Origin of the sequence: Dietzia sp. PP-33 (genome assembly GCF_033790845.1) — a bacterium.
Classification (GTDB): Bacteria; Actinomycetota; Actinomycetes; order Mycobacteriales; family Mycobacteriaceae; genus Dietzia.
The window spans coordinates 157,675-176,994 of record NZ_JAMYEI010000001.1 but is presented as its reverse complement, the minus strand read 5'-3'; the positions used below and the strand labels follow the sequence as shown (position 1 = coordinate 176,994).

Below are 19,320 nucleotides of genomic sequence, written 5' to 3'. Positions count from 1 at the left end.
TACACCGTCGGCCGCGTGACCGAGGGAGGCCAGCTCATGGACGCCAAGCCAGTAGTTGTGGGAGTGGACGGGGGACCTGACTCGTTGCGGGCCCTTGCGTGGGCTGCCGAGTACGCGAGCACGGTCGGGGCACCCTTGATCGCCTTGGCCGCAGTCGAGACACCCGCAATCGCCGGCCCGTACGCCATGGCCGGCTGGGTGGAACCGTCGATACTGGAGGACAGGGCGCGCGGCATGCTCGCCGACGCCGTCCGGGACACCTTGGGAGAAGACGCCCGGACCCGCGAGATCGTACTCCGGGGTCATCCCGCGGAGGCGCTCGTCGCGGCGTCGCGGGACGCCCGGCTCGTCGTGGTGGGTAGTCGCGGACGCGGAGGCTTCAAGGGAATGCTGCTGGGCTCGGTGAGCCAGCACGTGGTGCCCCATGCGCACTGCCCGGTGGTGGTCCTGCCGCACCACGACGCCGCGTAGACACCCGCGGCAACCGGAGTGCGTGCCCCCGCCCGGTCACTGTCGGGTCGGGGGCCCACCCAGCATTCTCTCCGCCCGCAGGAGAAGCGCGAGCAGTCCAGGCACCCTGGCCGACGCTCCACGGCGGGGGAGGCTGTTCAGATCACCGGCCCGTCCGGGGAGACTCTCGTGCCGGCCGGTGGTGAGGTGGGCGATAGCGCTCAACAGCGCCGCCGGGTGGGTGTCCAGCGCACTGTGGCCGTTCTCGAGGCGCGTGAGCGTCGCGTCGGGCGCGATCGACGCGACGCGTTCGGCGATGCTCGGTGGGGTGCGGAGATCCCGGTCCCCGCTGAGCAGCACCATCGGCCAGGTGAACCGGGAGGTCGCCTCGCCCAGCTCGGCGGGTTCGCCCTCGAACGCGGGGAACCGGTGTGCGATCGGGGCGTATGTGAGCGCGGGATCGAGCGGCAGTCCGTCTGGCGGAGCTCCGTACCCCAGTTCCCGGAAGCCGATCGCCCCGGCGATGTCGAACTCGTAGATCCCGGGCAGCGTCGCGATCGAGCCGTCCCGGGTGGCGTACGCCTCGAGAATCCGCCAGGCTGCCCCACCGGGACGCCGCAGCCGTTGCCGCAGCAGCGGGCCGAGCAGCTGCGGCCCGCCCAGCTCGTGGGCGGCGCGGATCACATCGAGGAGTCGCCGCCGGTCCACTCCACCGGCGTAGAGGTGCCGCACATCCGCGGCGATCTGAGTGTCGGCGTCCCAGAACAGCGACCGCACGGCCTGCCGCTCGACTCCGATATCCGTCGACGACTGCAGGGCGGAATCCAGCAGTATCCCGGCGACCCGCTCGGGATACCGGGCCCCGAAGAACGAGACGACATAGCTGCCATAGGAGGACCCGGCGAGGAACGCCGAGTCGACCGCCTCACGATCGAGCACCGCGGCGATGTCGCCGGCGACCGCGGAGATCCGCATCGCGTCGACCGGAAGGTCCCGGCCGGCGGTGTCGGTGCGCGAGAGCCCCACACCCCGGTGCTCCACCATGATCAGGTCGAGTCCGAGGCGGGCGGCCCGCCGTCGCAATCCCCTGTAGGGCAGTACCGAGCCGAGGCCGGGACCGCCGGGAACCACCACTGTCGGGCGAGCCGTGCGCGGGCCGGTCCGTACGTAGGCCAGGTCGAACGTGGGCCCGGCGTCATCGGCCGGCCGCCTGATGCGGCGCAGCCCGGGGGTACCGGCGGCCATCGCCGAGAGCAGGCCGGGTCGCCGGGTCATGTCCGCACCGGCCGGGGGAGCGGGGCGAACATGACGGTCGACCGTGCGTTGCTCAGACGCGTTGCTCGTGGACGTCCTCGAGCGCGGCGGCGTCGGCCGGGCTCATCCCCGCGATGGGCTCGCCGTTCCACACGATGTCGTCGCCCAGCGCTCCCAGCAACTCCTTGCGCTGGCCGTGGCTCATCGTGGCGCCGTGGACCAGGGTCGCCGGGCTCCACACCATCGCGAAGGAATCGTGCCACCCCGCCCCGACGTCCTGGACGTGGAGCAGGTCGTGCAGCGAGGTCGGTAGATGCTTGAGCGGTTCGGCGAACGCGTCCGCGAGGACGGCCAGGCTGATCTGCCGCTCGACGCCCGGCTCGACGACGAACGGCTCGTCATTCCGTCCGGTCAGCGCCTGTTCGAGTTGCTCCGCCCCGAGCAGGATGACGCCGTTGGTCGGGCGGGGGTTGCACTCGATGGCGTAGAGCTGCCCGTCGTTGTCGACGAAGTCGAACGAGAGCTGGCCCGTGAACCCGGAATCGAGTGCATCGACGATGCGCTGCGTGTAGTCCAGGGTGTCGGTGCTGTCCACGGCGAGGAAGGTGATGCCCGTACTGTGGGCCCACTGCTCCGGCGCGCGGTAGGTGCAGTGCGAGGTGACCCTTCCGTCCACGACGGTGCTGTAGGTGCACACCATCGGGCCGTCGACGAACGGCTGCACCAGCCACGGCTGCTCCTCGGTGGGGTGGCAGTCGTCAGCCGACATCTTGCCCGCCAGCGGTCCTGTGTTGGTCAGCAGACCCACACCGCCGCGGGAGAACGCCGCGCGGGCGAAATAGCGTGGGTACTTCTCGATCGCCTCGATGAGCGAGTCGTGATCGGTCGCGACGATGGTCTCGGGGATCGGCACTCCCGCGCGATCGACGAGGCGCTGGAAGCTCGCCTTGTCGTGCAGCTGCGCGAGCTTGTCGAAGCTGCCGCCGAAGAGCGTCACGCCGTCGGGCAGATCCGCCACCCGGGCGGCGAGGTAGAACACCTCCTCGAAGGTCGGGATGATGAGTTCGATGTCGTACTCGTCCACGATCCGGTTCACGTCCGCGATGAACCTGTCGGTCTCGTAGCGGGGGGAGGCCGTCACGGCATGGCCCGCGAGGTATTTCGAGTGGCTGCCCGTTGCGCCCGAATAGGTGTCGCTGGCCACGACGGTGTGGCCACGGCTGCCCAGCTTGCGGATGATGTCCAGGGCGAAGGTGTTCCTGGAACTGGTGACGAGTACGCGCATCATGGTCCTCTCGGCGGCGGTGACCTCCCGCACATCCTATTCACGAGCGCCGCGCAACCGGACCCCATCGGCGACTATTGTCAGGCGGAGGAAATGGGGGCGGATGTCCGAGGTGATGAGCTGGATCGCGGCCGTGCCGACACTCGTCGGCTTCGCGCTGGCCCTGGGCCTGAGCCCGACGCTCTACGGCGCGACCGCCGACATCCTCGCGCGCAATCAGAACGTGCGCGCCCGCCTCACCTGGTTACTCTCGGGGTTGGCGTCCGGGGCCACCGTGCTCGTTCTGCTGTTGCACGGTTTCGATCCCGCGACTCTCGTCGCGGAGGCCCACCACCGCGGGGACGCCATGGTGGAGGATCGACGCGTCGATCTGATCGTGGGCGTGGTCCTGCTGGTCGCGGCAGCCGCCATGGCGCTGTGGGTGCGGATCGTGCCCGACGCTCCTGGCGGTCCGACTCGCGACATCGACAAGAACGCTCCGCCCGCCAGCATGTTCGTCCTCGGGTTCAGCTCGGCCATCGTCGGTTTCACCACGTTCCCGATCATGTACCTGACCGGTCGACTGGTGGCGAGCCTGAGCACCGACCCGCTACTCCGCCTCGTCGCCTATTCCGTCTTCCTGGTGGCCCTGGTCGCACCTTTCATTCTGCTCGCCTGGCTCTGGTCCCGGTTCCCGGTCGCCGCCCGGAAGGTCACCGCGGTGTACGAACGGATGCTGGGGTGGGACTTCCGCCGGGTGGCCCTGGTCGTGCTGACCCTCGGAGGGGTGCTACTGCTCGGCTTCACCGTGCTCGCACATCGCTGACCTCGGCAACCGGTTAGGCGATCCTTAGCGGTCGGGTTGACCAGCACGTTTGAGAGACTGGACGCCATGGACCTCGTCTTCAACATCGTTCTGATCCTGCACTTCATCGGCCTGGCCGGCATCATCGGCGGCTGGCTCGCCACCATCAAGGCACCCCACGTCACCAAGGCGATCCTGCACGGTGCGATCCTCCAGGTGGTCACCGGCCTCCTGCTCGTGGGCCTGCGCGAGATGCAGGACGGCGACCTGAACCACGTGAAGATCGGCATCAAGTTGCTCGTCGCGATCGTGATCCTCGTGGTCGCGGTCGTCGGCGTCCGCAAGGAGGCCAGGGCCCAGGGCAGCACCGCGACCCTCGCACACGTCGCCGGCGCGCTCGGCATCGTCAACGTGGCGATCGCCGTGCTCGTCTGACGCCTGCCACCGCCACCTCGGACCGCCCCTCGACCTACTGGTCGTGGGGCGGTTGTCGTTTCCCCGGCTACTCCATGACCGCGGCAAGGTAAGCACGCACCAGCCGGGCGCCCACCTCCGCGGGCAGACGTTCTATGGCAGCGAGCAGCGGGGCCATCCCGCCGCCGGTCTCATCGGAGGCCCCCGAGCTCACCCCGGCGACCAACTCGTGCACGTCGTCCTCGGGCAGGGCGAGCAGATCGCCCGGGGACAGGGCGCCGGACCCCAGTGCGTCCAGCACGTCGGCGAACTCGGCCGGGGGTGCCGGGGCGGGCATTCCGCGGACCGCGTCCGCGGCACCCCGCGCGACGCCCAGGATCTCGCCCGTCAGCCGTTCGGTGACCGGGGTGATGGTCAGGTGCGACGACGACGACAACGATCCCCGCTGCTGCCGGTACGCCGGCTGCGCCTGCACAGCGATGCCCCTGCGTCCGCATTCGTCCGCCCACCGATGCGGATGAACCACACGGTCCTCACCTGCGGACACGTCGGCCACCACCGCGATCAGGGGCCCCGGATCGGAGTCGACGACCTTCAGCCCCTCGATCGCCGACAGCCCCTCGACGAGCCGGCTCGTCGCCCGGGCGGTGCGGGCCACGAGTTCGCGCTGCCCGTCGTCTCCCAGCGCCTCGAGCACGGCCCACGCGGCGGCCGAGGGTTCGAGCGGCTTCGAGCCGGACAGGGTGGGGTTGACCACCGGGTAGCCCGGCCAGTCGACGGTGGCGAACCACGACGCACGGTGGCGGGCCCGGCCTCGACTGAGCAGCACCGAGGTGCCCTTGGGGGCGAAACCGTATTTATGCAGGTCGGCGGAGATGCTGGTGACGCGGGGGACCCGAAGGTCCCAGGCCTCGCCGACCCCGCCGGGCCAGAACGGCAGGACCAGCCCACCCAGGCAGGCGTCCACGTGCAGTCCGATCCGCGGGTCGTGACGCGCCTCCAGCCCGGCCGCGACCTGCTCCACCGGGTCGATCACACCGGTGGGGTAGGAGGGCGCCGAGCACACCACCATGCAGGTGTCGCCGTCCACCGCGGCGAGCAGGTCCTCTGCGGCCGCCCGGCCGGTGGCGGGGTCGACCTCCACGCCCACGAACCGCATCCCCAGGACGTGGGCGGCCTTGCGGAACGCCGCGTGCGCGGTCACCGGCGCGACGATCGACCCGCCGCTGCCGGGCGCCCGCCCCGAGACCTCCCGCGCCGCCAGAGATGCCAGTACGCAACTCTCGGTGCCGCCCGACGTCACGACGCCGTACACCTCGTCGTCGTCGCTCTCCCCGCCGTTCCCGCCGTTCCCGCCGTTCCCGTCGGTTCCCGCGCCACCGCTGTCCCCGCCCAGGATCGTGCGGACCCTCCGCACGATCCCGCCGTGGATCCGGGCCACCGACCCGAACACGGTCGGGTCCAATCCGTTGACCCCATGGGCCAGCCCGGCCGCGCGCACGGCGAGGTCATCCAGTGCCGACACCCCCGAGTCGTAGACGTAGGACAGGACCCGGCCGCCGGTGGTGGGAGGGTCGGTAGCCCGTAGACCGGCCAGTGTCTCCAGTGCCTCGTCACCACGGCGGGCGACCACGGCCTCCAGGGGATCGACGCTCATGCGGGCTCCGTCCAGCTCGGGTACTCACGGCCCAGGGCCCGGACGACCAGCAGGCTTCCGCCGGTCAGCAGGGCGGGCACCAGGGAGAAGCCCAGGACGATCGCCCACAGCGCCGGCCCGGGTTGATCCGCGACGCCGCCCGAGCGGAAGCCCGTCATCGCGAGCAGCACCAACACCACCACCGGTCCCAGCGCCATGGATCCGGTCTCCGACGCCGTCCACAGCCCGCTCATCGCGCCACTGCGCCGGCGGCCACCCAGTTCGCGGTCCATGTCCGTGGTGTCGGGCAGCATCGACATCGGCAGGGCCTGCATCCCGGCGTAGGCGACCCCCGCGAGCGCGACGGGGACGTGCACCCACATCCCGGGCCACACGCCCGCGGGGATGAGCATCAGCGCCGCCACGGTGAACAGGATGGTCGCGGTCGCCAGTGCGGGGATCTTGCCGCGGGCGTGAGCGAGGCGGGCCCAGAGTGGCATCACCACCAGCGCCGGACCGATCAACGCCAGGAACAGTCCGGTCAGTGCGGCCTCATCGCCCAGGATGTAGGTCGCGACGTACTGGCCGCCGGCGAGCATCACCGCCGTCGCCACCGCCTGCAGGCAGAACAGCCCCACGAGCAGCCGGAAGGGACGGGTCACCCGTAGGGCATCGAGCCCGTCTCGGTACTGCCGCCCGAGGTCACCGACCTGAGCGTCCGCCCGCACGACCGTCCTCCGGCCGGCCCCGAGTGTGGACCACAACATGCCGGCGAGCATCACCGCGGCCACGGCGACGGCCATCACCACGTAGCCCGTCGCTCCGCCGCCCGCGGCCTCGCGCAGGGCCGGACCGCCGCCGCCCACCACCAGGATCGTCGCGGCCAACACCGCCACCCGCCACGCGAGAATCGTCACCCGCACCGCCGAGTCGCCCGTCAGCTCCGCCGGCAGCGCCAGGTAGGGGACCTGGAAGCACGAGTAGGCCAGGGAGGCGAGCAGGAAGAACCCCATGACCCAGACACCGGCCACCGCGGTGCCCCATTGAGTCGGGGCCGAGAAGGTGGCCACGAAGAGCAGGGGCAGAGCGAGCGCCCCGAAGAGCATCAGACCCGTGCGGTAGCCGGTGCGATGGGATGCGCGGTCGGAGATCGCCCCGATGAGTGGGTAGGCCAGCACGTCGATCACCTTGGGGACCAGCACCAGCACCGTCGCCACCGCGGCGGCCACGCCGATCGAGTCGGTCAGGTAATAGGCCAACACCAGACCGGGCAGAGTGCCGAACGCCCCGGTTCCCAGACTTCCGGCGGCGTAGGACGCGAGCAGGCCCCCCGACGGTCGAACTGTCGAGGCCCGGGATGCACCCCGGGAAGTCCCGCCAGTGCCGGGGGTGTCGCCCGGGGCCGCGGTGGTGGTCATGAACCGACTGTAGGGCGCTCCGATCAACCACAAGGCCGTTACGCGCCTTCGCACGGACCTCCAGGCGGGTCGAACGGCGGCGATTCCGGCGACTGGTCACCAATGTGCAGCGGCGCGGTCCGCGACCTGCGGGAACGCGAGCGGAATCGACCACTCGCCGGGGACGAGTTGGGTCGGGGAGGCGGGGACGCGGGGGCGGGGGCTCAGCCGCGCCAGTCGAAGGTGTCAGGGTCCGGACCGGAGCGGGTGCCGTTGTGCAGGGACGAGATCGAGCCCATCTGCTCCTCGGTCAGCTCGAAGTCGAACAACTCGAGATTCTGGCTCATCCGCTCGGGGCTCGAGGACTTGGGAAAGACGATGTCGCCGCGCTGGAGCACCCACCGCAGCACCACCTGGGAAATCGAACGGCCCACCTGCTCGGCCAGCGCCGTGAGTTGCGGGTCGTCGAACACCGCGCCCTGCGCGAGCGGGCTCCACGCCTCGACGGCAATCCCTCTGTCCGCGCAGGCCGCCCGCACCTCGTCGTTGACGAAGTAGGGGTTGGACTCGATCTGGTTGACCGTGGGGGTGCTGAGCCCCGCCTCGGAGAGCCGGGCCATGTTCGCCGGGGTGAAGTTGGAGACGCCGACCGAGTCCACGGGGAAGTCGGTTCGGATCTCCTCCATGACCTCCCACACGCGGGCGACGTCGTCGTGCATCGCGAGCGGCCAGTGGACCAGGAACAGGTCGATGCGCCCGCCCAGCGCCTCGAGGGAGCGTTCGATGGACTCGCGAGCGGCCGAGCGCTCGTGGAAGGAGTTGTTGAGCTTGGTGGTAATCCACAGCTCCTCGCGCGGCACTCCCGAGGCCGCGACGGCGCGGCCGACACCCTCCTCGTTGCCGTACATCTGCGCGGTGTCGAGGTGGCGGTATCCGGCCTCGAGGGCCTGGGAGACGACCTTCTCGGTGTCGGCCGGGGGGACCTGGTAAGTGCCGAAGCCGAGCTGGGGGATCGCCCGGCCGTCATTGAGGTCGATCAGCGGGATCTGGGGTGCGGAAGAGGTCATGCGGCCACCGTACGCGCGTCCCGGGATCAGTCGCGACCGGTGCGTAGCGACGCCTCGACCAGGTCCAGCATCGCGCTGACGTGGGCGGTTCCCCGTCCCGTGGCCAGGTGGGTGATGAGCCCGTCGAGCACGATGTCGAGGTACACGCGTAGCACGTCGTCGGGGATGTCGGTGCGCATCCGTCCCGAGTCCTTCTGCTCCCGCAGGCGCGCGAGCACGGCGGCGTCGACCTCCGCCTGCCGATCCGTCCACCGCTCGCGGAAGACCGGGTCGGTGCGGATCCGGCGGGCGATCTCCAGGCGGGTGCCGAGCCAGGAGAACTCCTGCGGATCGGCGAGGATCTCCCGCATCACCTGCACCAACCCCTGCTCGGCGACGGTCGCCGCCATCGCCTCGGCGTCGTCGTGAGCCAGTGCGAGGAACAGCGCGTCCTTGTCGACGAAGTGGTGGAAGATCGCCCCGCGACTGAGTCCGGTCGTCTCCTCGAGTCTTCGCACGGTGGCGCCCTCGAACCCGTATTCGGCGAAGCACTCCCGCGCCCCCGACAGGATCTGGTGGCGCCGGGCGTCCATGTGGTCCTGGCTGACCCTGGGCATCAGACGACCTTCCTCGTGATACACCGCGGCGGTGCGCGGTCCGGCCCGAGATAACGGGTGGAGCCGCGCACCGCCGACACGGTGAAGGGTGATCAGCTGTTGATCATGTTCCGCAGGACGTACTGCAGGATGCCGCCGTTGCGGTAGTAGTCCGCCTCGCCGGGGGTGTCGATCCGCACCTTGGCGTCGAACTCGACGACCCCGCCGTCCTCCTTGGTGGCCACGACCTTGACCGTCTTGGGCGTGGTGCCGTTGTTGAGCTCCGCGATACCCGAGATGTCGAAGGTCTCGGTTCCGTCCAGACCGAGGGTCCCGTGCGACTCGCCCTCGGGGAACTGGAGGGGGATGACGCCCATTCCGATGAGGTTGGAGCGGTGGATCCGCTCGAACGACTCGGTGATCACGGCGCGCACGCCGAGCAGGCTGGTGCCCTTGGCGGCCCAGTCACGCGAGGAGCCCGTGCCGTACTCCTTGCCGCCGAGCACGACGAGCGGGATGTCCTTCTCGGCGTAGTTCTGCGCGGCGTCGTAGATGAACGCCTGGGGGGCGTCCTCCTGCGTGAAGTCGCGGGTGTAGCCGCCCGTGACGCCGTCCAGCAGCTGGTTCTGCAGACGGATGTTGGCGAACGTGCCGCGGATCATCACCTCGTGGTTGCCGCGACGGGAGCCGAAGGAGTTGTAGTCCTTGCGCTCCACACCGTTGGCGTCGAGGTACTGCGCGGCCGGGGTCCCCGGCTTGATGGTCGACGCCGGCGAGATGTGGTCGGTGGTCACCGAGTCTCCGAGCTTGGCCAGGACGCGGGCGCCCGTGATGTCGGTGACCGGGGCCGGCTCCATCTCCATGCCCTCGAAGAACGGGGCCTTGCGCACGTAGGTCGACTTCTCGTCCCACTCGAAGGTCTGTCCGTCCGGGGTGCTCAGCCCGCGCCAGCGGTCGTCGCCGGCGAAGACGTCGGCGTACTTGGACTTGTACTCGTTGGAGGAGATGGACGCCTTGATGGTCTCCTCGATCTCCTCGGACGTGGGCCAGATGTCCTTGAGGTAGACGTCGTTGCCGTCCTGGTCCTGGCCCAGGGCGTCGGACTCGAAGTCGAAGTCCATCGTGCCGGCGATCGAGTAGGCGATGACCAGCGGCGGGGACGCCAGGTAGTTCATCTTGACGTCCTGGTTGATCCGGCCCTCGAAGTTGCGGTTGCCGGACAGGACCGCGGTCGCCGTGAGGTCGTGCTCCTGGATCGCCTCGGAGATCTCCTCCGGCAACGGGCCGGAGTTACCGATGCAGGTAGTGCAGCCGTAGCCCACGAGGTAGAAGCCGAGTGCCTCGAGATCGGGCCACAGGCCGGCGCGCTCGTAGTACTCGGTGACGACCTGCGAGCCCGGGGCCATGGAGGTCTTGACCCACGGCTTGGCCTTGAGGCCCTTCTCGTGCGCCTTCCGGGCGACCAGGCCCGCACCGATCATGACGGACGGGTTGGAGGTGTTGGTGCAGGAGGTGATCGACGCGATGGACACAATGCCGTGGTCGAGGACCATCTGCGTGTCTCCCACGGTGACCTCGACCGGCTTCGACGGACGGCCCTCGGCACCGGCGGAGGCATCGGCGCGGACCGACCCCTCCTCCGCGTGGGACAGGGTCGCCTGCCCGGCGTTGTCCGACGGCGCCCCGCCCTCGGACTGCATCCGGCCCTTCTCCGTGTCGCCGAGCGGGTTGACGTCGTCGCCGACGTAGTTGTGGATGTCCTTGCGGAACGCGCTCTTGGCGTCGGCGAGCTCGATGCGGTCCTGGGGACGCTTCGGGCCGGCGATGGACGGGACGACGTCGCCCAGGTCCAGCTCGAGGTACTCCGAGAAGACGGGCTCGTCGGCCTCGGGATCGAGCCACATTCCCTGTTCCTTGGCGTAGGTCTCGACCAGGGCGAGCTGCTCCTCGTCGCGACCCGTCAGGCGCAGGTAGTCGATGGTCTCGCCGTCGATGGGGAACATGGCGCAGGTGGAGCCGAACTCCGGGCTCATGTTGCCGATGGTGGCGCGGTTGGCCAGGGGCACGGCCCCGACACCGGCGCCGTAGAACTCGACGAACTTGCCCACGACGCCGTGCTTGCGCAGCATCTCGGTGATCGTGAGGACGACGTCCGTGGCGGTCACGCCCGGCTTGATCGAGCCGGTGAGCTTGAAGCCCACGACGCGGGGGATGAGCATGGAGATCGGCTGGCCGAGCATCGCGGCCTCGGCCTCGATGCCGCCGACGCCCCAGCCCAGCACGCCGAGGCCGTTCTCCATGGTGGTGTGCGAGTCGGTTCCGACGCAGGTGTCCGGGTAGGCCTGACCGTTCCGGACCATGATCGACCGCGCCAGGTACTCGATGTTGACCTGGTGCACGATGCCGGTGCCCGGGGGGACCACCTTGAAGTCGTCGAACGCGCCCTGGCCCCAGCGCAGGAACTGGTAGCGCTCCTCGTTGCGCTGGTACTCGATCTCGACGTTCTTGTCGAACGAGCCGCGCTCGCCGAAGGACTCGATGATCACGGAGTGGTCGATGACCATCTCGGCCGGCGCGAGGGGGTTGACCTTGTCCGGGTCGCCGCCGAGCTTCTCGACGGCCTCGCGCATGGTGGCGAGGTCGACGATGCAGGGCACGCCGGTGAAGTCCTGCATGATCACGCGGGCCGGCGTGAACTGGATCTCGGTGTCGGGCTGAGCCTCGGGATCCCAGTTCGCCAGGGCCTCGATGTGCGCCTTGGTGACGTTCTTGCCGTCCTCCGTGCGCAGGAGGTTCTCGGTGAGAACCTTGAGGGAGTAGGGGAGCTTCGCGGCTCCCTCGACCGCCGACAGGCGGTAGATCTCGTAGGCTTGGCCGCCGACCTCTAGGGTCCCCTTGGCGCCAAAGCTGTCAATGTTTGCTGTCACGTCAGCTCCACTCGTGGTGTGTCGATTTCTCATCCCTCCCGGTGCCGCCGCGTGTCTCGAGGCGGCGACGCCGGGGCGGACACAGTGCCCATTGTGGACCCTCGCGCCCGGTTGCGGCCCCCAATTTACCAGTACGCCCGTCCTGTATAGGTGTCGGCACGCCCGAAGGTGGGGGCGCCAAGCGGTTATCGCGCCGACCGGCGCGTGTATTCGGCGCCGGTGACGACGAGATGGCACCATGTGGCGCGTGGACAACTCCGACGATTCCGTGAGCACGCTGGCCTTCGAGGCGGAGCCGGCGGCGTCGTTGCAGGAGGGCGAGGTCCCGCAGTGGCTCGACTACGAGGCCGTCGTGGCGGACCTGGCCGACGACGGGGTCTCCTCGCCGGAGCCGTTCGTCGAGGGCCTGCGGACCGTGGTCGCCGACGCGGGGGATCGCGGGCTGGACCTCAAGGTCGTCTACACGGAGGCCCCGGCGGCCGTCTACACCGACGCCCGCGATCTCGCGGCCCTGCTCAACCAGGAGTACGAGGGCACGATCCTCGTGCGCACCCCGGTCTTTGTGGGCAGTTCCAGCGACTCCGTGCCGCGCCATCGACTCGAGGCCGGCCAGGACGACGCCTGGGAGGAGTTCGACCCGGTGGCCTCAGCCTCGGTCTTCGCACACAAGGTCACCGCCCCGGCACCGCCCTGGGGCGCCTACTCGGCCGTCGTCCTGGTCCTGGCGATCGTCGCGGTCCTGGCGTTCGCGGTCGCGCTCCGTCGCCGCGTGCGCTGACCGATACCGCGCCACCAGTCGCCCCACCCGGTCGCACGACACGCCGCCCGTCCTGGCGATAGGCGAGTTACAGCAGTGTATTTTGGCGCCCAATGTTCCGGATGGGTCTTCTGTGACCTACGGTGCTAGAGGAACCATCGGTTCTGCCGAGAAGGCATGAGTCTCTAGTGGCGCAGGGGAAGGCATCACGAGAACCTCACCCTCCTCGGTGACGCGTCCCGCCGTGCGGGTCGCGCGGTCGGCCGCACCTGGTGCGGTTATCGGAAGGTGAAACGTGGAGCCTGTCCATTCATCAAGCCGCGCTCCGGGAGCGCGGAGACGTCGGAGTCCCGGACGGGTACCGGGTCGCGCCGTACTCGCGGCGGCACTGGTTCTGGGAACCGCGTCAGGCGTGGTCCAGGTACCGATCGCCGCGGCACAGGAGGCCCCGGCGGTCTCGACCGGGGACATCAGCGGTCTGATCCGCGGTGTCGCGGACGCGTCCGCCCGTCTCGACGCCACCCGTCAGGGGATCGCCGTCAAGCGGGAGGGGGTCAACAAGACCCTGGTGGACCTGCAGATGGCGCGGATCGAGCTCGACCGCGCCATCTCGGACGCCGACCGTGCGGTCACGGAGCGGCACCAGGCCGAGTCCGGTGTGGAGACCGCCAGGAGCACCCTGGACGAGTACTCCCGGCTGCTGCACCGCCAGGGCACCGCCCCGGGGGTGGCCTCCGCGATCCTCGACCCCGCCGGCCCCGCTGACGCCGGCCGTCGCCAGGAGTTCCTCCACCGGGCCGCCGCCGACCAGCAGCACGTGGTGGGGGACATGGTCGCGGCGGCCGAGGAGGCGGCCCGGCGCGAGGCCGACGCGGCCCGCGCCCGGGAGGATGCCGAGCAGCGCTACGCCGACGCCTCGTCACGGCGCGATGCCGCCGAGTCGGAGGTGGCCGCCGTCGCGGCGGAGGTCTCGGCACTCGAGACCGAGGTCGCCGAGCTGACCGACGCGCTCGAGGAGAACCGGTCCGCTCTCGCGGAGTCCGGTGCGACTCCCGCGGGTCCGCAGACCGCCGACCGGTACACGGTCGACGGCGACTCCATGCGGGCCGAGGCCGTCCGTGCCCTCGCCGAGGACCCGGCCGCGGGCCGACAGGCCGCGGATATCGCCTCGGCGCTGCCCGGCCACCTCGATCTGGGCGCGGTCCGCCAGTTCGCCGGCGGATCCTCCGACGGAGCGGCGCAGGCCGTCGGCGGGGCGATCGACGCCGGCAGTGTCGGTGCAGCGGTCGACGCCGGGATGGGCGGCGACACCGAGGCGATCATCCGGCAGGTCACCGACGCGATCGGGCGGGCCGACTTCGGGTCGATCCAGCAGGGGCCGGCCGTGCCGTCCCCCGCGCCCGGTCAGGGTGGGGGCGACCCGGGCACACCGTCCTCCTCGGCCCGGGTCGAGACGGTGGTCAACCGGGCGCTGTCCCAGCTCGGCGTGCCCTACGCCTGGGGCGGTGGGGACGCCAAGGGACCGACGCGGGGCATCCGGGACGGCGGGGTCGCCGACAGCCACGGTGACTACAACAAGATCGGCTTCGACTGTTCTGGACTGATGATCTACGCGTTCGCCGGGATCGGTAAGGCGCTGCCGCACTACACCGGCTACCAGTACACCGCCGGTCCCCAGTTCCCGGTCTCCACGCGCAAGCGCGGGGACATGCTCTTCTGGCCCGGACACGTGGCGCTGTACCTGGGTGACGGGAGGATGGTGGAGGCACCGCAGTCCGGTGACGTCGTCAAGATCTCGCCGGTACGGATGGCCGGGGTCTCACCCATGGTGGTCCGGCTGGTCTGACGAGGCCGCGCCGCCACGCTCATCCGACCCGCCCTGCCCGGTCCGACCAGTGGTCGGGCCGGGTACGGCCGTACACCGGTACTGTCATCTGCAGTCCGTCCACGACGGTCCGGCCCCGTGCCGGAACCGCCCCACCACGCGAAGGAGCCCTCCGCGGTGAGCGATCCCCACCCCGACCAGTCGACCGACCCGGGCACCCGCCCCGCGGTGACCGCGTCCTCCGCCGCGTCGGACGCCGCGCTGCTCGAGCAGGCGGTGTACGAGGTCAAGAAGGTGGTCGTGGGCCAGGACCGGCTGATCGAGATGATCCTGGTGGGCCTGCTCTCCCGCGGCCACATCCTCCTCGAGGGTGTTCCGGGAGTCGCCAAGACGCTCACCGTGGAGACCTTCGCCAGGGTGGTGGGGGGCAGTTTCCGCCGACTCCAGTTCACGCCGGACCTCGTCCCCGCGGACATCGTCGGCACCCGCATCTACCGCCAGGGACGCGAGGAGTTCGACGTCGAACTCGGGCCCATCCTGGCCAACTTCGTGCTGGCCGACGAGATCAACCGCGCCCCGGCCAAGGTCCAGTCGGCGCTGCTCGAGGTGATGGCGGAGGGTCACGTCTCCATCGGCGGACAGACCTTCCCGATGCCCACCCCGTTCCTGGTCATGGCCACCCAGAACCCCATCGAGAGCGAGGGTGTGTACCAGCTCCCGGAGGCGCAGCGGGACCGGTTCCTGTTCAAGCTGGTCGTGGACTACCCGAGCCCCGAGGAGGAGCGGGAGATCGTCTACCGCATGGGTACCCGCCCGCCGGAGCCGTCCCGGGTACTCGGGGTGGACGCGTTGATCCGGCTACAGGACGCGGTGCGCGAGGTGTTCGTTCACCACGCGTTGGTCGACTACGTCGTCCGCGTCACCGTCGCCACCCGCGAACCCGCCCGCCACGGCCTCGAAGACGTGGCGCGGTGGCTCGCGTACGGAGCGTCGCCTCGTGCGACGCTCGGGGCCGTCACCGCCGCCCGGGCGCTGGCCCTGGTCCGGGGCCGCGACTACGTCGTACCCCAGGACGTGGTCGACGTCCTGCCCGCCGTGCTCCGGCACCGCCTCGTCCTGACCTACGACGCACTGGCGGACGAGGTCACCGCCGACACCGTCGTGCGCCGGGTGCTCGAGGCGGTGCCGCTGCCGCAGATCAGTGCGGTCCCCGCGCAGCCCGGCCCGCCGCCCGCACGGTGAGCCGGCCGGACGGGGGGACCCGCGACGACCCGGTCGCGGCGGCGTCCCGCGCGGCCATCGCCCAACTGGAACTCCTCGTAACCCGCCGGCTCGACGGGGTCCTCAACGGTGACCACCGGGGACTGTTGCCCGGTCCCGGGACCGAACCCGGTGAGGCGCGGGCGTACGAGCCGGGGGACGACGTCCGGACGATGGACTGGTCGGTGACGGCGCGGACCACGGTTCCCCACATCCGTCAGACCATCGCGGACCGGGAACTGGAGACCTGGATCGTCGTGGACATGGCGCCCAGCCTCGATGTCGAGGGGCGACACGGCACCAAACGCAGGCTCGTCGAGGCGGCCGCGGCCACCGTGGGTTTCCTGTCCGCCGGAGGCGGCAGCCGCGTCGGGATGGTCCTCACCGGTACGGGCCGGCCCCGGGTCCTGCGGGCCACGGGCGGGAGGGACCACGTCCGTCGTCTGCTCGAGGAGGTCTCACGTTCGGCCACCACCACCTCGCCGGGAGGGACGTTCACCGACTCGCTCCGCGGCGTGCGCAACGCCGCCCGCCGCCACGGCCTGGTCGTGGTGATCTCCGACTTCCTCGCCGAGGTGGACTGGGAACGGGACCTGCGCGTCCTGGGGACCCGCCACGAGTTCCTGGCCGTCCACGTGGCCGACCCCCTGGACATCGCCCTGCCCGCGGTGGGTGCGGCACTGCTGCAGGATCCCGCGACCGGCGAGGTGCTAGAGGTGGACGTCGACGACGCGCTGGCGGCCGACTACCGCCGGGCCGCGGAGGTCCACCGCGACGAGGTCCACGCCGCCCTCCGCCGCTGCGGCGCTCCGGTCCTCGCACTGCGGACCGATCGGGACTGGATCCGGGACGTGATCGACTTCGTCGGCGCACGGCGTCAGGGCGGCCTGCCCACCGGTGAGAACCTCGTCAGGGATCTACCCGACGACCACCCGACACCCCGCGGGTCCACACCGACCGGGTCCACACCGGGGAGGCCCAACCGATGAGCCTGTCGGAGTTCCAGCACCCGCTGTGGCTGATCCTGCTGGTGGTCCCGCTGACGCTCGCCGTGGGCTATGTGATCGCCCTGCGGTCGAAGCGACGCCGGACCGTGCGCTTCGGCAACTTCGGGGCCCTCCGAACCGTCGACCGCGGCGGTAGGCGCTGGTTCACCCACGTCCCGGCCGTGCTGCTCGTGGTGTCACTGGTCGCACTGGTGGTGGCCCTCGCCGGTCCCCAGAAGGACCAGAAGGTGCCACGGAACCGGGCTACCGTCATCCTCGTCGTCGACGTGTCCCTGTCCATGGAGGCCACGGACGTCGCCCCCTCACGACTCGAGGCGGCCCAGCAGGCGGCCACGACCTTCGCCAACAACCTCACCCCGGGTGTCAACCTGGGGTTGGTCTCCTACGCCGGGACCGCATCGATGCTCGTGGCACCCACCACCGACAGAGGACCGGTGGTCCGGGCCGTCGAACGCCTGCGGCTGGACGAGCGGACCGCCACCGGAGAGGCGATCTACACCGCCACGCAGGCCGTCACCACCTTCACGGAGAGTCTCGGCGGGCCCGACCAGGCACCGCCCGCGCGGATCGTCCTGCTCTCCGACGGCAAGGAGACCGTCCCCGCCGACCCCACCGAGGAGCGCGGTGCGTTCACCGCCGCCGAACGGGCCGAGGAGGCCGGCATCCCGGTGTCCACCATCTCCTTCGGCACCCTCTACGGGACGGTCGACATCCAGGGCCGCCCACAACCCGTGCCGGTCGACGACGCCTCGTTGCGCACCATCGCCGAGATCTCCGGCGGGGACTTCTACACCGCCTCCAGCCTGGAGGAACTCGATTCCGTCTACCGCACCCTCGAGGAGCAGATCGGCTACGAGTGGAAGAAGGCCGACGCCTCGAGGCCGTGGCTCGTCGTGGGGTCGCTGCTCGCGATGCTCGCGGCCGCGGGGTCCCTGGTGGCGCACCGCCGCATCCCGTGACGCCGCCGGTGCGCCCACGCGGGGCCACCCCCCCTGTTCGATAGGTTGGTGCACATGGTTTCCGAGAGCACTCTCACCACCACCCCCCGAACGGTCCTGGTGACCGGAGGCAACCGCGGGATCGGACGCGCCGTCGCGGAACGTCTGGCCGCCGACGGTCACCGTGTCGCCGTGACGCACCGGGGGTCCGGCGCACCCGAGGGGTTGTTCGGAGTCCGGTGCGATGTGACGGACCCCGACTCGGTGGATGCCGCGTTCAGCGCGGTCGAGGCCGAGTACGGGCCGGTCGAGGTGGTGGTGTCCAACGCCGGGATCACCGATGACACGCTCCTGATGCGGATGAAGGACGAACAGTTCACCCGTGTGGTGGAGGCGAACCTGTCCGGTGCCTTCCGGGTGGCCAAGCGGGCGTCGCGGGGGATGCTGCGGGCGAAGTTCGGCCGCATCATCTTCATCGGCTCGGTCGTCGGCCAGTCGGGCACCGCGGGGCAGGTCAACTACGCCTCGTCGAAGGCCGGGCTGATCGGGATGGCCCGCTCGCTGACCCGGGAGCTGGGCTCCCGCAACATCACGGCCAACGTGGTGGCTCCCGGGTTCATCGACACCGACATGACCGCGGGTTTGGACGAAAAGACGCAGGCGCTCGCCGTGGCGGCCATCCCGCTCGGACGGAAGGGCAGTGCGGACGACGTGGCGGGGGCCGTCAGCTTCCTCGCCGGGGACGACGCCGGGTACATCTCGGGCGCGGTCCTGCCCGTCGACGGTGGAATGGGAATGGGGCACTGACGTGACCGACGCTGATGTGACCGACGCTGACGTGACCGGCACCGGAATGACCGACACCGAGAAGAGCGCGGACGAGACGAAGGACGACACGATGACGGACAGTCACACCAGCCCCACCGGCGCACCCGGCACCGCCGGGCTCCTCGCGGGCAAGACCATCCTCGTCACCGGGGTGATCACGGACGCCTCGATCGCCTTCCACATCGCCAAGCACTGCCAGCTGCACGGGGCCACCGTCATCCTGACCGCGTTCGGCCGTCCGTCACTGGTCAAGGCGATCTCGAAGCGGCTACCCGAGAGACCACCGGTGATCGAGCTGGACGTCCAGAGCGAGGAGGACCTCGCGGCCCTCGAGAGCAGGGTCAGGGAACACGCCGACTCACTCGATGGGGTGGTCCACTCGATCGGGTTCGCGCCGCCGAGTTGCCTGGGGGACCCGTTCCTCGACGCCCCGTGGAAGGACGTCTCGGTGGCGGTGGAGGTCTCCGCGTACTCGTATGCGGCACTCGCGAGGGCGGTGCGTCCGCTGCTCAACCCGGGTGCGTCCATCATCGGCCTGGACTTCGATCCGCGATCCTCCATGCCGTTCTACAACTGGATGTCGGTGGCCAAGAACGCTCTGGAGGCGGTCAACCGCTACGTGGCGCGCGAGCTCGGTCCCGAGGGGGTGCGCTCGAATCTCATCGCCGCCGGACCGGTCAAGACTCTCGCGGCCAAGGCCATCGCCGGGGACGCCCTGGGGCCCGGCGGTGAGCTGGACCAGATGCAGGCCGAATGGGCGCGTCGCTCCCCCCTGGGGTGGGATGTGGACGACCCCACCTCCGTGGCGACCACCGCGGTCGCACTGCTGTCAGACCTCATGTCGGCGACGACCGGGACTGTCATCTACGCGGACGGCGGCGCGGGCACCGTCTCGTTCAGCGGACAGGAGAACTGA

17 protein-coding genes are annotated in these 19,320 nt (G+C 70.4%); 10 read left to right on the top strand and 7 right to left on the bottom strand.

Annotated elements, in window-relative coordinates; translation table 11 throughout:
* Positions 1-15 precede the first annotated feature (15 nt).
* Entirely contained in the window at positions 16-471 is a 456-nt protein-coding gene (locus tag NJE57_RS00890; RefSeq protein ID WP_319026488.1) for a universal stress protein, read from the top strand.
* Positions 472-507: 36 nt separating this feature from the next.
* Here the strand turns inward: NJE57_RS00890 and NJE57_RS00885 are convergent, their stop codons facing one another.
* Positions 508-1,725: an alpha/beta hydrolase gene (locus tag NJE57_RS00885; protein WP_319026487.1), complete on the bottom strand. Its 1,218-nt coding sequence runs from the start codon at positions 1,723-1,725 to the stop codon at positions 508-510.
* 52 nt (positions 1,726-1,777) lie between these two features.
* On the bottom strand, positions 1,778-3,022 hold the full coding sequence (locus tag NJE57_RS00880) for a carbamoyl-phosphate synthase large subunit (protein WP_319026486.1): 1,245 nt from the start codon (positions 3,020-3,022) through the stop codon (positions 1,778-1,780).
* Positions 3,023-3,092: 70 nt separating this feature from the next.
* Between NJE57_RS00880 and NJE57_RS00875 the strand changes: the two genes are divergently transcribed.
* On the top strand, positions 3,093-3,794 hold the full coding sequence (locus tag NJE57_RS00875; RefSeq protein WP_319026485.1) for a GAP family protein: 702 nt from the start codon (positions 3,093-3,095) through the stop codon (positions 3,792-3,794).
* 66 nt (positions 3,795-3,860) lie between these two features.
* Positions 3,861-4,208 (top strand): hypothetical protein, encoded by a 348-nt coding sequence (locus NJE57_RS00870; protein WP_319026484.1) that lies wholly within the window; start codon positions 3,861-3,863, stop codon positions 4,206-4,208.
* A 67-nt stretch (positions 4,209-4,275) separates the two neighbouring features.
* Here the strand turns inward: NJE57_RS00870 and NJE57_RS00865 are convergent, their stop codons facing one another.
* The 5 genes from NJE57_RS00865 to acnA all read right to left on the bottom strand — a co-directional run bounded on the left by NJE57_RS00865 (position 4,276) and on the right by acnA (position 11,789).
* Positions 4,276-5,844 (bottom strand): pyridoxal phosphate-dependent decarboxylase family protein, encoded by a 1,569-nt coding sequence (locus tag NJE57_RS00865; RefSeq protein WP_319026483.1) that lies wholly within the window; start codon positions 5,842-5,844, stop codon positions 4,276-4,278.
* Entirely contained in the window at positions 5,841-7,241 is a 1,401-nt protein-coding gene (locus NJE57_RS00860; protein WP_319026482.1) for an MFS transporter, read from the bottom strand. Before NJE57_RS00860 ends, NJE57_RS00865 begins: the two co-directional genes overlap by 4 nt.
* Positions 7,242-7,444: 203 nt before the next feature.
* Complete coding sequence (locus NJE57_RS00855; RefSeq protein WP_319026481.1) at positions 7,445-8,287, bottom strand: aldo/keto reductase; 843 nt, start codon at positions 8,285-8,287, stop codon at positions 7,445-7,447.
* Between the two features lie 26 nt (positions 8,288-8,313).
* Positions 8,314-8,883, bottom strand: a complete 570-nt coding sequence (locus tag NJE57_RS00850) for a helix-turn-helix domain-containing protein (protein WP_319026480.1) — start codon at positions 8,881-8,883, stop codon at positions 8,314-8,316.
* Positions 8,884-8,975: 92 nt separating this feature from the next.
* Positions 8,976-11,789: an aconitate hydratase AcnA gene (gene acnA / locus NJE57_RS00845; RefSeq protein ID WP_319026479.1), complete on the bottom strand. Its 2,814-nt coding sequence runs from the start codon at positions 11,787-11,789 to the stop codon at positions 8,976-8,978.
* A gap of 247 nt (positions 11,790-12,036) precedes the next feature.
* On the opposite strand from acnA, the gene NJE57_RS00840 reads away from it, so the two are divergent.
* The 7 genes from NJE57_RS00840 to inhA all read left to right on the top strand — a co-directional run bounded on the left by NJE57_RS00840 (position 12,037) and on the right by inhA (position 19,320).
* The gene (locus NJE57_RS00840; protein WP_319026478.1) at positions 12,037-12,567 is read left to right on the top strand and encodes a DUF6676 family protein; all 531 of its coding nucleotides are present in this window, start codon (positions 12,037-12,039) and stop codon (positions 12,565-12,567) included.
* Positions 12,568-12,958: 391 nt separating this feature from the next.
* Positions 12,959-14,392, top strand: a complete 1,434-nt coding sequence (locus tag NJE57_RS00835; protein WP_319026477.1) for an NlpC/P60 family protein — start codon at positions 12,959-12,961, stop codon at positions 14,390-14,392.
* A gap of 156 nt (positions 14,393-14,548) precedes the next feature.
* Positions 14,549-15,613: an AAA family ATPase gene (locus NJE57_RS00830; RefSeq protein ID WP_413464333.1), complete on the top strand. Its 1,065-nt coding sequence runs from the start codon at positions 14,549-14,551 to the stop codon at positions 15,611-15,613.
* Complete coding sequence (locus NJE57_RS00825; RefSeq protein ID WP_319026476.1) at positions 15,610-16,620, top strand: DUF58 domain-containing protein; 1,011 nt, start codon at positions 15,610-15,612, stop codon at positions 16,618-16,620. The genes NJE57_RS00830 and NJE57_RS00825 overlap by 4 nt, the downstream gene beginning before the upstream one ends.
* Positions 16,617-17,597: a VWA domain-containing protein gene (locus tag NJE57_RS00820; protein ID WP_319026475.1), complete on the top strand. Its 981-nt coding sequence runs from the start codon at positions 16,617-16,619 to the stop codon at positions 17,595-17,597. Before NJE57_RS00825 ends, NJE57_RS00820 begins: the two co-directional genes overlap by 4 nt.
* Positions 17,598-17,651: 54 nt before the next feature.
* Positions 17,652-18,383, top strand: a complete 732-nt coding sequence (gene fabG1 / locus NJE57_RS00815) for a 3-oxoacyl-ACP reductase FabG1 (protein WP_319026474.1) — start codon at positions 17,652-17,654, stop codon at positions 18,381-18,383.
* A 91-nt stretch (positions 18,384-18,474) separates the two neighbouring features.
* A complete protein-coding gene (gene inhA / locus NJE57_RS00810) occupies positions 18,475-19,320 on the top strand; it encodes an NADH-dependent enoyl-ACP reductase InhA (protein WP_319027040.1) in 846 nt (281 codons plus the stop codon).